Consider the following 13,669-nt stretch of genomic DNA (forward strand, 5'->3'; position numbering starts at 1 on the left):
CTGCAGGCTCAGGCCGGTGCTTCGGCGAACGCCTCCACCAACTGCTCGATCACCGCGCGGACCCGCGCGGTGTGGCGCAGGTCCTTGTGGGTAACCATCCACACCTCGTATGGCCGGCGTCGCTCGCGCTGCGGCCAGACCCGCACCAGTCCGTCGCGCTCGCCCATGTACAGCGGCAGCTCGCAGAGCCCCAGGCCGCGCGCCAGGGCCTGGCGCACCATCATGTTGGAATTCACCGCGATGACCACCCGGCCGTCGCGGATCGGCTCGCCGCCCAGGGTCAGTTCGCGCTGGCTGTGCCAATAGGGTTCGTACATCACCAGGTCGTGGCCGCGGAAACGCTCGCCGGGCACCGGCACGCCGTTGCGCCGCAGGTAGTCCGCGGAAGCGAACAGGCCCATGGGCCAACTGGCGAGTTTTCTCAGGATCAAATCGGGATTTTCCGGCCGCAGGGTGCGAATCGCGATGTCGGTCTCGCGCTTGGGCAGGTCGACCACGGCCGAAGCGCTGTCGAGCAGCACGCGGATATCCGGGTGTTCAAGGTGCAGGCGGCCCAGGGCGGGTAGCACGAAGTCGACGGCCAGGGAGTCGGTGGTGGACAACCGCACCTCGCCGGACAGTCGGTGGTCCATCCCGCGGGTCCGCCGCAGCAACTCCAGGGCCGAGCGCTCCATCTTCTCGGCCAGTTCGAAGGCCGCCTCGCCGGCCGGGGTCAGCAGGTAGCCGGACGAGGTGCGCAGGAACAGGGTCGAGCCCAGCGCCGCCTCCAGCGACGCCAGCCGCCGGCCCACCGTGGCCTGGTCGACGTGAAGCGCGCGGGCGGCGCCGCGCAGGGTGTGCTCGCGGCAGAGCGCGAGGAAGACGCGGGTGTCGTCCCAATTCATGGCGGTTTTCCTGATGCATTTTCGCATCAGTCTAATGAAAAAGCGCTGCGCGACCACGGCATCCGCGCTGCTTACCATGCGAACCAGGTCCGAACCACTTTCCCAGGAGCATGCGATGAGCAGCACGAACCGATTTCCCAAACGAATGACCGCCATCGAGATCGCCCGGCCCGGCGGCCCCGAGGTACTGGTGGCGACCAGCCGGCCGCTGCCGACGCCCGGCCCGCGCGAGGTCCTGGTCGAAGTCCGCGCCGCCGGCGTCAACGGTCCCGACGTGCTTCAGCGCAAGGGCGTGTACGACCCGCCACCCGGCGCCTCGGACATTCCCGGCCTGGAGATCGCCGGCACGGTGCGGGCGGTCGGCAGCGAGGTCAGCCGCTTCGCCGTCGGCGAGGCGGTGATGGCGTTGATTCCCGGCGGCGGCTACGCGCAGTTCGCGGTGGCCGACGAGCGCACCACCCTGCACCTGCCCGACGGCCTGGGCATGGAGGAAGCGGCGGCGCTGCCGGAAACCTTCATGACCGTCTGGGTCAACCTGTTCCAGCGCGGTGGCTTCAAGGCCGGAGAGACGCTGCTGGTCCACGGTGGCGCCTCCGGCATCGGCACCGCCGCGACCATGCTGGGCAAGGCCTTCGGCGCGGCGAAAATCTTCACCACGATCTCCAGCGAGGCCCAGCGCGAGGCCAGCCTGCGCCTCGGCGCCGACGTGGCGATCGACTACACCGAGCAGGATTTCGTCGAGGAAGTGCTGCGCGGCACCGAAGGACGCGGGGTCGATGTGATCGTCGATATCGTCGCCGGCGACTATGTGACGCGGAACTATCAGGCGGCGGCGATGAACGGACGGATCGTGCAGATCGGCGTGATCAAGGGCAAGGCCGCCGAAGTCGACCTGTTCCCGATGCTGAGCAAGCGCCTGGTCCATCTTGGCTCGACCCTGCGCTCGCGAAGCCACGACGAGAAAGGCGCGATCATCGCCGAACTGGAGCGCCAGGTCTGGCCGCACGTGCGCGCCGGCACTGTCCGGCCGCAGGTGTTCCGCACCTTCCCCCTGGAACAGGCGCGCCAGGCCCACGAACTGATGGACTCCGGCCAGCACATCGGCAAGATCGTCCTCACGTCAGCTCCCTGAGGCCGCTCAGACCTCGATATCGCCCAGGCGCAGCGCCCGCGCCACCGCCTGGGCGGTGGACGCCGCGCCGAGACGGCGGCGGGCGGCACGCAGGTGATTCTCCACGGTGCGCTCGGAAATCATCAGGATCGCCGCCACCTCCGCCTGCTGCTTGCCCAGGGCGATCCATTGCAGGACTTCCCGCTCGCGCTCGCTGAGCGCTTGCGCATCGCCCGCCGACACAGGGCCGCGCAGGCGCTTCAGGGCGAAGAACAGGATCGGGCAGAAGGCCTGGGCGGCGAGCTTGCAACCGGCATTCAGGTCCAGCCGCTCGCCGGCGAAAGACACCGCGCCCTCCAGGCCGTTGCGGCCGAACACCGGCACCTGCATGCCATTGACCTGGCCGAGGTCGCGGACCCCACGGACGATGCGGTAGGTCATGCGCTCGGGATCCTCCGAGGGGCTCTTCGACCAGAAGAACGGCTCGTCCAGTTCGAGGATGTGCCGGGTGACCGGACAGTGCAGAAGATAGGCGTCGCGCTCCTGGGCGCTGCGCCCTTCGGCCCAGTCGCCATGGACGAAGAACAGCTCGTCGATCAGTTCGTCCTCGTCGGGGCGGGGGAAAAGGCTGCAGACGATCACCCGGTCGAAGCCCAGGCGTGCGGCGAACTCCACCATCTCGCGGCAGACCGCCTCGGTGGTAGCGGCCTTGCGCAGCCGGGCGACGCTGTCGAAGAGAAGGCTGGCGTAGTCGGTCATGGAGCGGACGTTCCTGGCTTTTTCCGCATGATCCCCGGCTTGCCGGCAAAAGCCCATAGGGGAAAACCCTCAGGCGACCGATCGTGGGTTAGGGGATTTCCCCTATTTCGCCGGCCGGCGACCCCGCCTATCGTCTTGGTACGACCTCCATCACGCAGAAAGGAACGAGCCATGAGCAACGAGCGCGATACCAGCAGAACCCCGACGCCCGACCACGCCGAGCACAACGCGTTCTTTCCCTCGCCCTATTCCCTGAGCCAGTACACCTCGGCAAAGACCGACTTCGACGGCGCCGACTACCCGACCCCGTACAAGGGCGGCAAGAAGGTGCTGATGATCGGTACCGACGAACGCTACATCCTGATGCAGAACGGCAGCATGTTCTCCACCGGCAACCACCCGGTGGAAATGCTCCTGCCGATGTACCACCTGGACAAGGCCGGCTTCGAGTTCGATGTCGCCACGCTCTCCGGCAACCCGGTGAAGCTGGAGATGTGGGCGATGCCCGGTGAGGACGAGGCGGTGAAGAGCATCTACGCGAAGTACCTGCCCAAGCTGAAAGCGCCGCGGAAGCTCGCCGACCTCCTGGAGCAGGCCGTCGCCGACGACTCGCCGTACGCCGCGGTGTTCGTTCCCGGCGGCCACGGCGTGCTGGCGGGCATTCCGCACAGCCGGGAGGTGAAACGGCTGCTCAATGCCTTCCTCGCCAAGGACCGCTACATCATCACCCTTTGCCACGGTCCGGCCTGCCTGCTGGCACCGGCGGTCGACGAGAAGCCGGAGGACTACCCGTTCAAGGGCTACGAGATCTGCGTGTTCCCCGACGCCCTGGACACCGGCGCCAACCTGGAGATCGGCTACATGCCCGGTCCCCTGCCCTGGCTGGTGGGCGAGAACCTGCAGAAGCTCGGGGTGAAGATCCTCAACAAGGGCATCACCGGCCAGGTCCACCGCGACCGCAAGCTGCTCACCGGCGACAGCCCGCTGGCCTCCAACAACCTTGGCAAGCTGGCCGCCAAGACCCTTCTCGAAGCGTTCGCCCGCTGATTCCCCGCCGCGCCCCGTCCGTGCCCCACGGACGGGGACATCTCCCGTTCGTCCCGGCGTCATCGAACTTAAACCGGCCTGGCGCAGCATCGTCCTTCAGGAAGAGGAATGGCGCGTTGCCCGGCGCCGTCCGGCGAAAGACGAATCGATGACCGCACAGAAAGAAAACTCTGACAGCACCCCGACTAGTCGTCCTCCCTTCCCGCCGTTACGGTTCCGGGCTTGCGCACAAAGCCGAACCCAAGGGGGCCCTTCATGTCACTGCCGCCGTACCTCAAGCCCGGCGACAAGGTCGTGTTGTACGACCAGCACTGCCGCTTCTGCACGCTCTGGAGCGGTTTCCTGGCACGCCGCGCCGACCACCGGCTGAAGCTGCTTGCCGCGCAGTCCGCCGAAGGCCTGGCGATTCTCGATTGGTTCGGGCTGGCACCCGATCATTTCGACACCTGGCTGTTCGTCGACGGCGCCTACGCCTGCGACGACAACGATGCCCTGCTCGAGGTGCTGCGCCTGTTGCCGGGCCCCTGGCGTCACCTGCGCTGGCTGCGCCTGCTGCCAGCCTGGCTGCGCGACGAGTGCCACGAGGCGCTACGGCGCAACCGCTGGCGCTGGTTCGGCCGCCAGCGCCCACCCCTTCGTCGTCGCTCCTGGCGTCCCCGTCGAGCCTGACGCCTCTCCACGCTGGCCGTGGCGGGTTATGCTGCCTGCGCACCAGCCTGCGGACCCATACTTGCCATGGCCCTTGACCCGAGCCAACGCCGACGACTGCGCCACGCGCTATCCGACGCCTTCGTCGACACTCTCCTGGAGCCCGAGGATATCGCCCGGCGGATAAAGGGCGTCGACCCGGCGTTGCTGGAGCGGTTGTTCTTCGAGGAAGTGGCGCCGGTCTGCCACGGCAACCTGCTCAGCCCCGCTCCGGCGGTATGGACCGCCTTCGACGAGGCCTGGCTGGAAGAGGCCATCGAGCGACGCCTGGCGCGGCAAAGGAGCAGCGCCCTGCGACGCTGGCACGAGCGCTGCCTGGTCGCCTGGCTGCGATGGCGATACGCCGACACCTGGCGCGCGATCGCCGGCGCTCTTTGAGCGAGCGCCTCAGCGAAATACCGAATGGATGAGCTTGCCGGCCTTCTTCGTGTCGACCGCCTGCTGGCGTACCGGCGGCAGCGGCTCGCGCTTGTCCTTGTCTGCCTCGTTCATCTGCGCCACCCAGGCGTCCACCCGATCGCGGCTGACGGCGCCGTAGTTGAGACGGCAGCTGTCGACGAGGGTCTTGCCCTTCTTCTCCTTGTAGCTGCACTGCACGCGGAAGTCGCCGATGTAGTTGGTGGCGAAGCTCTCGGCACGGAACGGCGCGGAGAACGGCTTGGAGGTATAGGTCTCGTAGTAGTAGTCGGTCTTGGTCAGCGGCGTAGAACGACAGTTGGACTCCACGTTTACCGCCGTGTGGGTGACGCTGCGCTTCCTTTTCCGGACCGTCTTCTCCAGCGCCTCGCCGTTGGCCTCGCAGCGCTCCTCGTACGCACCGGTCTCGCGGGTGACGGTATAGGACAGGTACCTCACCTCGAACTCGTAAAGCTCGTAGTAGCGCGGCGTCAGTGCGAGGCTGAACAGCTCGGAGTACGACGAGGTGGTGACGTGGGCCGCATGGGTCTTGGAGGCGGGATCGCGGAAACGCAGGGTCAGGCGGGTGGACGGGTCGTTGCTGCCGGTGTTCTCGAAGCCGACCACGCCGGTGACGAAGCTGGGCGGATCGCCGGCGCGCATGGAGAACCAGGACGACACCGAGCCCTGGTTCGCCGGGTTGATGTTGCAGCCCGCCAGCGCTGCCATGCAGGCGAGCACGGCAGGTAGCTTTCCTTTTCTGGGCGTCATTGAAATCCCTTTGCTCGCGACAGGAGGAAAATATCGTTAGGAAACAACGTTGAGAGGCCGGCAAGGATACCCGACTGGCGCACGGGTCGCATCATTATGACATCACGCCGCCCGCCGGCGTTGCCGCGACCGTTCGTCGAACCTGTGAATTCCGGTAGTTTCCCTTGCCCTCGCTGGCGTCCCAGGATCGGGATTTCCTGTGTTCGCCGGGAGGGTCCTGGCGTGTCCACGACCAGCCTCTGCCCCTCCGCCACGCGGGAACACGGTCCCGGCGCGAAACGCGTCCTGCCTCTGCTGTTCCTCACCTGCCTGCTGGATGCCGCTGGCGTCGGCCTGATCGTGCCCCTGCTGCCGACGCTGATCGGCAGCGTGGCGCCGCTGGCGATCCGCGACGCGGCCACCTGGGGCGCCGCCCTGGTGATGACCTTCGCGCTGCTGCAATTGTTCTTTTCGCCGGTCCTCGGCAGCCTCAGCGACCGCTTCGGACGCCGCCCCGTCCTGGTCCTGGCGATGCTCGGCTTCGCCCTCAGCTATCTGCTGCTGGCGCTGGCCGACAGCCTCTGGATGCTGTTCCTCGGTCGCGCGCTGGCCGGGCTCACCGGCGCCAGCGTGGCCACCGCGATGGCCTGCGCGGCTGACCTCGGCACGCACGGGCAGCGCACCCGGCACTTCGGCTGGCTGTACGCCGGCCTCGCCCTGGGCATGATCCTCGGCCCCGCCCTCGGTGGGCTGCTGGCGGTGCACGGCACGACGCTGCCGCTGTTGCTGGCCGCCGGCCTGTGCCTGCTCAACGCCCTGCTCGCCGGCCTGTTCCTCGAGGAAACCCTGCCCCCGACGCGACGCCGCCGCCTGGACCCGAGGCGGATGAATGCCTTGCGCTCGATCAGCGGCCTGGCTCGGCAACCGGGGGTCGGACGCCTGCTGGCGGTGCTTGCCCTGGTATTCCTCGGCTTGCAGGCGGTGATGGTGGTCTGGCCGTTCTTCGTGATCGAGAAGTTTCACTGGAGCAGCGCCTGGATCGGCTACTCGCTGGCCCTCTACGGCGTGCTCGCGGTGCTCGCCCAGACCCTCGGCGTGAACCTCTGCAAGCGGCGCCTGGACGACGCCCGCCTGCTGCGCCTGGGCCTCGCCCTGCAAGGCTGCGGCCTGCTGCTGTTCGCCCTGGTCGACTCGTCATTCTGGCTGGTCTGCGCGCTGCTGCCCTTCGCGCTCGGCAGCCTCGCCACCCCGGCCATGCAGGGGCTGCTCTCGGCCCGCGTGCCGGTCGACCGCCAGGGCGAGTTGCAGGGCGTGCTGAGCAGCCTGATGAGCCTCGCCGCGATCGTCGGTCCGCCGCTGATGAGCGGCCTGTTCCACTGGGGCAGCGGTCCGCTCGCGCCAGTGCCCCTGGCCGGCGCGCCATTCCTCGCCGGCGCCCTTCTCGTTCTGGCCGGGCTGGTCCTGGCCTGGCAACTTCGACCTACGGGAGAAGAACGATCATGGACCGGATAGACATGGGCGTGCTGGTGGTGCTGTTCAATCCTGGCGACGACGACCTGGAACACCTTGGCGAACTGGCGGCGGCGTTTCCGCAACTGCGCTTCCTTGCCGTCGACAACTCACCGCACAGCGATCCGCAGCGCAATGCCCGGCTGCGCGGGCAAGGCATCGCCGTGCTGCACCACGGCAACCGGCAGGGCATCGCCGGCGCCTTCAACCAGGGGCTCGACGCGCTGTTCCGGCGTGGCGTGCAGGGTGTGCTGCTGCTCGACCAGGACTCCCGTCCCGGCGGCGCCTTCCTCGCCGCCCAGTGGCGCAACCTGCAGGCGCGCAACGGTCAGGCCTGCCTGCTCGGCCCACGGATCTTCGACCGGGGTGACCGGCGCTTCCTGCCGGCCATCCATCTCGACGGACTGACGCTCAGGCAATTGTCTCTGGACGGCCTGACGACCCCGCAGCGCACCTCGTTCCTGATCTCCTCCGGCTGCCTGCTGACCCGCGAGGCCTACCAGCGCCTCGGCCACTTCGACGAGGAACTGTTCATCGACCACGTGGACACCGAATACAGCCTGCGCGCCCAGGCGCTGGACGTGCCCCTGTACGTCGACCCACGGCTGGTCCTCGAGCACCGCATCGGCACGCGCAAGACCCGCCGCCTCGGCGGTCTCAGCCTCAGCGCGATGAACCACGCCCCGCTGCGCCGCTACTACCTGGCGCGCAACGGCCTGCTGGTCCTGCGCCGCTACGCCCGGTCCTCGCCGCTGGCCCTGCTGGCGAACCTGCCGACCCTGACCCAGGGCCTCGCGGTGCTCCTGCTCGAACGCGACAAGCTGCTCAAGCTGCGCTGCCTGGGCTGGGGCCTGTGGGACGGCCTGCGGGGACGCGGCGGCGCGCTGGAGACCAACCGCCCGCGCCTGCTGAAGCGCCTCGCCGGTCCGGCGGTGGCGCCCACAGTTCCCGGCAAGGCCAAGGCCTAGTCGGCGAAACGCATTCCCGCATAGGGCGCTTGCCGGCACGCCGCGAGCCGGCTGCGCAGGTCGCCGACGTGGGCCTCCAGGCGATGGCCGTCCGGGTCGAGGAAGTAGAACGAATCGCCCTCGCTGCGGTTCTGCTTCCATTCGCGCACGCCATGCGCGCGCAGCTGCGCGGCGAAGCGGGCGAAATCCGCGGCGGCGATGCCGAAGGCGTAGTGCGTGTAGTCCGCGGCCGGCCCGCCGCATTGCGGCTCCCGGGACAGGCACAGCCACAGAGAACCCAGTTCGAGATAGGCGCCCTGGTCCCAGCGCGCCTCCAGGCGAAAGCCGAGAAGATCGCGGTAGAAGGCGATGCTGGCCGGCAGGTCGGCGACCGCCAGGGTCAGGTGATTGAGACCGGTGAGCATGGGGGGCTCCTTGCAAGGTTTGGCGGGAGGACGATTCAGGCACGCCCCAGCCAGTCGCCGCGGATCATTTCCATCAGTTGGCGCAAGCCGGGTTGCGGCTGGCGTCGGCTCGGATAATAGAGGCAGAACGGCGCGCCCATCGAGGTCCAGTCGGGCAATACCAGTTGCAGCCGGCCGCTACGCAGCTCCTCGGCGATTCCCACTTCCAGGCAGTAGGCCAGGCCAATGCCGTCCAGGGCCGCGGCGACCGCCGTATTGCTTTCGTTGACGCTGAAAGGGCCGGGCACGTCGACCTCGACCATCCGCTCGCCGTCGCCCAGTTCCCATTTGTAGAACGAGTTGTCGCCCAGGCGCATGCGGATGCAGGCGTGCCGCAACAGGTCGTCCGGCCGCTGGGGCACGCCGTGGCGCGCCAGGTAATCGGGCGACGCGGCCACCACCCAGCGCAGCTCCCCGGTCAATGGCACCGCGACCATGTCCTGGGGCACCGTGCCGCCGTAACGGATGCCGGCGTCGTAGCCGTCGGCGACGATGTCGACCATGCGGTCCTCCACCGAAAGTTCCAGTTGCAGGTCCGGATATGCCTCGGTGAAGCGCCTGAGGACCGGCCCCAGCAGCAGCCGCGAGGCATCGCGCGGCACGTTCAGGCGCAGCCGGCCCACCGGCGAGGTGCGATAGGCATCGAGCTCGCCGAGCGCCTCGCCGATCACCTGGAAACCATCCTCCAGCTTGGCCGCCAGCGCGCTACCGGCATCGGTCGGCACCACCGAACGGCTGGTACGGTTGAGCAGCTTCACCCCGAGCCGCGCCTCGAGATTGCGCATGCTGTGGCTCAGCGCCGAGGTACTGACACCCAGCTCCTGGGCTGAGTGACGGAAGCTGCGGCGCCGGACGATGGTCATGAAGACGTTCAGGTCGGCGAGTTCGGAACGGGTGAAAGCCGGCATTCCAGGGCTCCTGGCAGTTCTCGGAGGTCAATGCAGCATTGAGCCACATTCAATCTCGGGTGATCTAGAGTAATCGCTCCGTGCCGCCGAGCGCATTGCCGGCAAGCGTTTTCCCGATCTGCAGGAGTATTTCCATGAGCGTTGAAAGCATTCGCATCGAGGGTATCGACACGCCGGTCTCGCGCATCGGCCTCGGCACCTGGGCCATCGGCGGCTGGATGTGGGGCGGCGCTGACGACGCGACGTCGGTGGAAACCATCCGGCGTGCGGTGGAATCCGGGATCAACCTGATCGACACCGCGCCGGTCTATGGCTTCGGCCATTCCGAAGAGGTCGTCGGCAAGGCCTTGCAGGGCCTGCGCGACAAGGCGGTGATCGCCACCAAGGCGGCGCTGGAGTGGAGCGACGCGGGCATCCACCGCAACGCCTCCGCCGCACGCATCCGCCGGGAGGTCGAGGACTCGCTGCGGCGGCTGAAGACCGATCGTATCGACCTGTACCAGATTCACTGGCCGGACCCGCTGGTGGCGCACGAGGAAACCGCCGGCGAACTGGAGCGCCTGCGCCGCGACGGCAAGATCCTCGCCATCGGCGTGAGCAACTATTCGCCGGAACAGATGGACGGGTTCCGCCAGTTCGCTCCGCTGGCCAGCGTGCAGCCACCCTACAACCTGTTCGAGCGCGCCATCGACGCCGACGTGCTGCCCTACGCCGAGCGTAACGGCATCGTCGTGCTGGCCTACGGAGCGCTGTGCCGCGGCCTGCTTTCCGGACGGATGAACGCCGAGACCCGCTTCGATGGCGACGACCTGCGCAAGTCCGACCCGAAGTTCCAGCAGCCCCGCTTCGCCCAGTACCTGGCAGCGGTCGCGCAACTGGAGGAACTGGCTCGCGAGCGCTATGGCAAGTCGGTGCTGGCCCTGGCCATCCGCTGGATTCTCGATCGCGGCCCTACGGTGGCGCTGTGGGGGGCGCGCAAGCCGGAGCAGTTGAACGGCATCGCCGACGCCTTCGGCTGGCGCCTGGACGACGAGGCCATGGCCCGCATCGAGTGGATCCTCGCCGAGACCATCCAGGATCCGGTCGGTCCCGAGTTCATGGCGCCGCCCAGCCGCAACGCCTGATCGGACGGCCGGGGCGGCACGCCCCTGGCCGCTGGCCTGACGGAGCGGCGGAAGGCAAAATGGCGGTTTTTCTCAAGGACTGCCGGATCAGTTATGGAAAACGTCTACAAGACCCCGGAAGCGCCCCTGGTGGAAACCCGCGGCGCAAAGCGGGCGCATTTCTTCGTCACCTCGCTGGGCAAGATGAGCGTGCTCTTCCTCCTCACCCTGGGGCTGTACGGCGTGTACTGGATGTACAAGCACTGGAAGGCCCAGCAACCGCAGATGGAGCGGCGGATCAGCCCGGTATGGCGGGCGATCTTCGGCATCTTCTTTTTCCACGCCCTCGCCCGGCGGATCCACCAGGCCCTGCCGGAAGAGCGCCAGGCACTATGGAGCCCGAGCGAGGATGCGACCTGGGCGGTGCTGCTGACGGTCGCGGCGAACCTGATCAGCCATCTCACCGACGTGGTCCCCGCGCTGGAGCCCTACTCGCTGCCCTCGCTCCTGCTGCTGCTCACGCCGCTGATCCCGATGCGCAACATCCAGCGCCAGGCCAACCTCGCCAGCGGCGACCCGCAGGGCACGGGCAACGCCGGCTATTCGGGCTACAACCTGCTGTTCATCGTGCTCGGCGCGCTCTACTGGCTGCTGATCCTGATCGGTTCCGCGGTGATCCTCTTCGGCTCGTCCCAGGGCTGAGCCGCCTCAGCCGGGAAACGCCCGGCGCAACAGTTCGGGCAGCACCTCGCCAGCCGGACCGACGAGACAGTGTTCGCGCGGATGGCGGGTGCGCACCGGTTGCGGGTTCACATGCACGACGCTGGCACCGTGCTCCAGCGCCAGTCCGGGTATCCGCGCCGCCGGCTGCACCACGCCGGAAGTGCCGACGCTGAGCAACAGGTCGCACTCGCAGGCCGCGGCGAAAGCCTCGCGCAGCGCCGCCTCGGGCAGCGCCTCGCCGAACCAGACCACGCCCGGCCGGACCTGTCCGCCGCAGGCCGGACAACGCGGCGGCTCGATCCGTCGTCCCTCTTCCGGCTCGACCGAATCGGGCAAGGCGTCCCGGTAGGCTGCCGCGCAGGTTGCGCAACGCGGCGCGTGCAGGCTGCCATGCAGGTGAAGGACGTCGCGGCTGCCGGCGCGTTCATGCAGGTCGTCGACGTTCTGGGTGACCAGCCGGGTGTTGGCGATTCGTCCGCTCAATGCGGCAATCGCCCGGTGCGCGGGATTCGGCTGGACACCCAGCACCTTCAGGCGGCGCCACTCGTACCAGCCCCAGACCAGCGCGGGATCGTCGGCGAAGGCCGCGGGCGTGGCCAGGGCCGCCGGATCGTAGCGCGCCCAGAGACCGCCAAGGGCATCGCGGAAGGTGGGAATCCCGCTTTCCGCCGACACCCCGGCGCCCGTGAAGATCACCAGGCGGCGGGCGCCGGCGAGCAGTTCGACGACAGCGCGCATCTCGCTCCTCCGCTTACAGCGCGGACAACGCGCGGTATTCGTCCTGGGCATGCTGGTCGGTCATGCCGCTGACGAAATCCTGGAGCATGCGGCAGCGGTGGTAGAACTCCCACTGCCGCTGCAACGGGTCCTCCGCCACACCTTTCATGGCCTCCAGGTAAGCCTTGATCTGCTGGCTCGGCAGGCGCCGAACCAGCAGTTGCGGATGCGGCGCGGCGGCCTGGCGACCTTCGGCGAGGGCCTGGAACTCCTCGGCCGGCAGGCGCAGCAGCGGCGCGTAGAAATCCAGCAACCCCTGAATGATGCGGTAGCCCTGCAATTCCAGGGTTTCCACCTCCGGATGGCAGAACACCCATTCCATGGCCACGTCCTTGAACGTCTGGACGATGGCGTGCGGCAGGCTGCCGTCCTCCATCAGCGCGCGGCCGAGGGTGCCGGCATGAACCGCTTCGAAGTTGTCGATGAACTGCTGGGCGGCGTGCTGGACCAGCGGGTGGATCATTTTCACCCGCAGGCGGATGAAGAATTCGCTGACCTTGTTGATCGGCTCCCGCTCGGCCTTTTCCAGCGAGTAGTCGACCATCCGCTGGAAGCTCATGTTGTCCGCGTCGCCGGGAATCGGCGCGTCCGGCGAATGGTGGACGGCAAACTTCTTCACCAGCAGATCCGCCAATTGACGGATGTCGAGGATGCCTTTTTCCACCGAGTCTTCGATATCGGCCAGGCAATAGGAGATATCGTCGGCCGCTTCCATGATGTAGGCCACAGGGTGGCGAGTGCCCGGGCGCATGCCGAGGACTCGGCGCAGTTCGTCGACGAAGGCTTCCTCGGAAAGATAGAAGCCCGGCTTCTTGTTCAGGTAGTGGTTCGCCGCCGCCTTGTCCGGCTTCGGCTCGTAGGCCGGACGCACGTACTTGAGCAGGCCGGCGGTCTGGGTGTAGGTGAGGTTCAGGCGCAGCAGCTTCACCACCAGGCGGATGGCCTGGGCGTTGCCTTCGAAATGCTTGAGGTCGGTGAGCATGCGCTGCTGCAACAGGCCGTCGCCCTGGCCCGGCGGTATGCGGCGCTCGAACAGGGCGTCGAGGTTGCGTTCGAACCAGTCGTTGATGGCGTACTCGCCGAAATGACCGAACGGCGGATTGCCGACGTCGTGCATCAGGCAGGCCATTTCCACCAGGCTTTCCAGCGCGCCTTCCAGCCCGTCCAGGCCGACCTCCGCGGCACGCGGGCCCAGTTGGCGGAACAGCGTGCGGACGATGAAACGCCCGGTCTGCTGCACTTCCAGGGAATGGGTCAGGCGGCTGCGCACCGCCGCGTTGCGCTCCAGCGGGAAGACCTGGGTCTTCTGCTGCAAGCGACGCACGGCGGCGGAATTGACGATGCGCCCGCGGTCGCTTTCCAACTGGTAGACGATGTCTTGCAGATCGGTATTCCCGGCATGTCCGTAGGTTTCCCTGTCGTGCGGACGCTGGCGGGATATCCGCTCCTTGAAATCCACGGCCCCTGGCATCTGGCGCTGTTCTCCACTCGGTCGGCTGCGAACCCCGAGCCTAGCGCGTGGCGGCGGTTTAACCAAGGTCGCGACAATCCGTCCCACTACCGTTCGCGATCCGTCCTCTTCC

15 protein-coding genes are annotated in these 13,669 nt (G+C 67.7%); 8 read left to right on the top strand and 7 right to left on the bottom strand.

The window, feature by feature from the left end; translation table 11 throughout:
* Positions 1-8: 8 nt before the first annotated feature.
* Positions 9-884 (bottom strand): LysR family transcriptional regulator, encoded by an 876-nt coding sequence (locus ACI766_RS20065; protein ID WP_023087674.1) that lies wholly within the window; start codon positions 882-884, stop codon positions 9-11.
* A 145-nt stretch (positions 885-1,029) separates the two neighbouring features.
* Between ACI766_RS20065 and ACI766_RS20070 the strand changes: the two genes are divergently transcribed.
* Positions 1,030-2,016, top strand: coding sequence for an NAD(P)H-quinone oxidoreductase (locus ACI766_RS20070; RefSeq protein ID WP_003112484.1), 987 nt, complete (start codon positions 1,030-1,032; stop codon positions 2,014-2,016).
* Positions 2,017-2,022: 6 nt separating this feature from the next.
* Here the strand turns inward: ACI766_RS20070 and ACI766_RS20075 are convergent, their stop codons facing one another.
* On the bottom strand, positions 2,023-2,754 hold the full coding sequence (locus ACI766_RS20075) for a PA1136 family autoinducer-binding transcriptional regulator (RefSeq protein WP_003112485.1): 732 nt from the start codon (positions 2,752-2,754) through the stop codon (positions 2,023-2,025).
* 171 nt (positions 2,755-2,925) lie between these two features.
* On the opposite strand from ACI766_RS20075, the gene hchA reads away from it, so the two are divergent.
* The 3 genes from hchA (at position 2,926) to ACI766_RS20090 (ending at position 4,887) form a co-directional block, all read left to right on the top strand.
* On the top strand, positions 2,926-3,801 hold the full coding sequence (hchA, locus tag ACI766_RS20080) for a glyoxalase III HchA (RefSeq protein WP_003082292.1): 876 nt from the start codon (positions 2,926-2,928) through the stop codon (positions 3,799-3,801).
* Positions 3,802-4,056: 255 nt separating this feature from the next.
* Entirely contained in the window at positions 4,057-4,470 is a 414-nt protein-coding gene (locus ACI766_RS20085) for a thiol-disulfide oxidoreductase DCC family protein (RefSeq protein ID WP_003163116.1), read from the top strand.
* Positions 4,471-4,536: 66 nt separating this feature from the next.
* Positions 4,537-4,887: a hypothetical protein gene (locus ACI766_RS20090; protein WP_003133878.1), complete on the top strand. Its 351-nt coding sequence runs from the start codon at positions 4,537-4,539 to the stop codon at positions 4,885-4,887.
* A gap of 9 nt (positions 4,888-4,896) precedes the next feature.
* Here ACI766_RS20090 and ACI766_RS20095 read toward each other — a convergent pair whose 3' ends face one another.
* Positions 4,897-5,586 (bottom strand): hypothetical protein, encoded by a 690-nt coding sequence (locus ACI766_RS20095; protein ID WP_003123148.1) that lies wholly within the window; start codon positions 5,584-5,586, stop codon positions 4,897-4,899.
* Positions 5,587-5,898: 312 nt separating this feature from the next.
* Between ACI766_RS20095 and ACI766_RS20100 the strand changes: the two genes are divergently transcribed.
* Positions 5,899-7,167: an MFS transporter gene (locus ACI766_RS20100; RefSeq protein WP_023084971.1), complete on the top strand. Its 1,269-nt coding sequence runs from the start codon at positions 5,899-5,901 to the stop codon at positions 7,165-7,167.
* Positions 7,155-8,132: a rhamnosyltransferase gene (locus ACI766_RS20105; protein ID WP_003158226.1), complete on the top strand. Its 978-nt coding sequence runs from the start codon at positions 7,155-7,157 to the stop codon at positions 8,130-8,132. Before ACI766_RS20100 ends, ACI766_RS20105 begins: the two co-directional genes overlap by 13 nt.
* On the opposite strand, the gene ACI766_RS20110 is transcribed toward ACI766_RS20105, so the two are convergent.
* Together ACI766_RS20110 and ACI766_RS20115 are read right to left on the bottom strand one after the other, a co-directional pair.
* Positions 8,129-8,536 carry a FosA family fosfomycin resistance glutathione transferase gene (locus ACI766_RS20110; protein WP_003158225.1) on the bottom strand — a complete coding sequence of 136 codons (408 nt, stop codon included), beginning with the start codon at positions 8,534-8,536 and terminating at the stop codon, positions 8,129-8,131. The genes ACI766_RS20105 and ACI766_RS20110 overlap by 4 nt on opposite strands.
* 35 nt (positions 8,537-8,571) lie before the next feature.
* A complete protein-coding gene (locus ACI766_RS20115) occupies positions 8,572-9,483 on the bottom strand; it encodes a LysR family transcriptional regulator (protein ID WP_003120586.1) in 912 nt (303 codons plus the stop codon).
* A 134-nt stretch (positions 9,484-9,617) separates the two neighbouring features.
* Here ACI766_RS20115 and ACI766_RS20120 point away from each other — a divergent pair, with 134 nt between their 5' ends.
* Both ACI766_RS20120 and ACI766_RS20125 read left to right on the top strand, forming a co-directional pair.
* Positions 9,618-10,607: an aldo/keto reductase gene (locus ACI766_RS20120; protein ID WP_003158224.1), complete on the top strand. Its 990-nt coding sequence runs from the start codon at positions 9,618-9,620 to the stop codon at positions 10,605-10,607.
* A 93-nt stretch (positions 10,608-10,700) separates the two neighbouring features.
* On the top strand, positions 10,701-11,288 hold the full coding sequence (locus ACI766_RS20125; protein WP_003158223.1) for a DUF4234 domain-containing protein: 588 nt from the start codon (positions 10,701-10,703) through the stop codon (positions 11,286-11,288).
* 6 nt (positions 11,289-11,294) lie between these two features.
* Here ACI766_RS20125 and ACI766_RS20130 read toward each other — a convergent pair whose 3' ends face one another.
* Entirely contained in the window at positions 11,295-12,047 is a 753-nt protein-coding gene (locus tag ACI766_RS20130) for an SIR2 family NAD-dependent protein deacylase (protein ID WP_003112491.1), read from the bottom strand.
* 13 nt (positions 12,048-12,060) lie between these two features.
* Complete coding sequence (gene dgt / locus ACI766_RS20135) at positions 12,061-13,557, bottom strand: dGTPase (protein ID WP_003112492.1); 1,497 nt, start codon at positions 13,555-13,557, stop codon at positions 12,061-12,063.
* Positions 13,558-13,669 lie beyond the last annotated feature (112 nt).

Source organism: Pseudomonas sp. DL (genome assembly GCF_047199225.1).
In the GTDB taxonomy this organism is placed as follows: Bacteria; Pseudomonadota; Gammaproteobacteria; order Pseudomonadales; family Pseudomonadaceae; genus Pseudomonas; species Pseudomonas aeruginosa.

Excerpts from the sequence above, each read along its gene's own strand:
- ACI766_RS20130 (WP_003112491.1), bottom strand. The coding sequence starts at position 12,047 with ATGCGCGCTGTCGTCGAACTGCTCGCCGGCGCCCGCCGCCTGGTGATC.
- hchA (WP_003082292.1), top strand. The coding sequence starts at position 2,926 with ATGAGCAACGAGCGCGATACCAGCAGAACCCCGACGCCCGACCACGCC.
- ACI766_RS20110 (WP_003158225.1), bottom strand. The coding sequence starts at position 8,536 with ATGCTCACCGGTCTCAATCACCTGACCCTGGCGGTCGCCGACCTGCCG.
- ACI766_RS20085 (WP_003163116.1), top strand. The coding sequence starts at position 4,057 with ATGTCACTGCCGCCGTACCTCAAGCCCGGCGACAAGGTCGTGTTGTAC.
- ACI766_RS20115 (WP_003120586.1), bottom strand. The coding sequence starts at position 9,483 with ATGCCGGCTTTCACCCGTTCCGAACTCGCCGACCTGAACGTCTTCATG.
- ACI766_RS20105 (WP_003158226.1), top strand. The coding sequence starts at position 7,155 with ATGGACCGGATAGACATGGGCGTGCTGGTGGTGCTGTTCAATCCTGGC.
- ACI766_RS20070 (WP_003112484.1), top strand. The coding sequence starts at position 1,030 with ATGACCGCCATCGAGATCGCCCGGCCCGGCGGCCCCGAGGTACTGGTG.
- ACI766_RS20065 (WP_023087674.1), bottom strand. The coding sequence starts at position 884 with ATGAATTGGGACGACACCCGCGTCTTCCTCGCGCTCTGCCGCGAGCAC.
- ACI766_RS20120 (WP_003158224.1), top strand. The coding sequence starts at position 9,618 with ATGAGCGTTGAAAGCATTCGCATCGAGGGTATCGACACGCCGGTCTCG.
- dgt (WP_003112492.1), bottom strand. The coding sequence starts at position 13,557 with ATGCCAGGGGCCGTGGATTTCAAGGAGCGGATATCCCGCCAGCGTCCG.
- ACI766_RS20125 (WP_003158223.1), top strand. The coding sequence starts at position 10,701 with ATGGAAAACGTCTACAAGACCCCGGAAGCGCCCCTGGTGGAAACCCGC.
- ACI766_RS20090 (WP_003133878.1), top strand. The coding sequence starts at position 4,537 with ATGGCCCTTGACCCGAGCCAACGCCGACGACTGCGCCACGCGCTATCC.
- ACI766_RS20075 (WP_003112485.1), bottom strand. The coding sequence starts at position 2,754 with ATGACCGACTACGCCAGCCTTCTCTTCGACAGCGTCGCCCGGCTGCGC.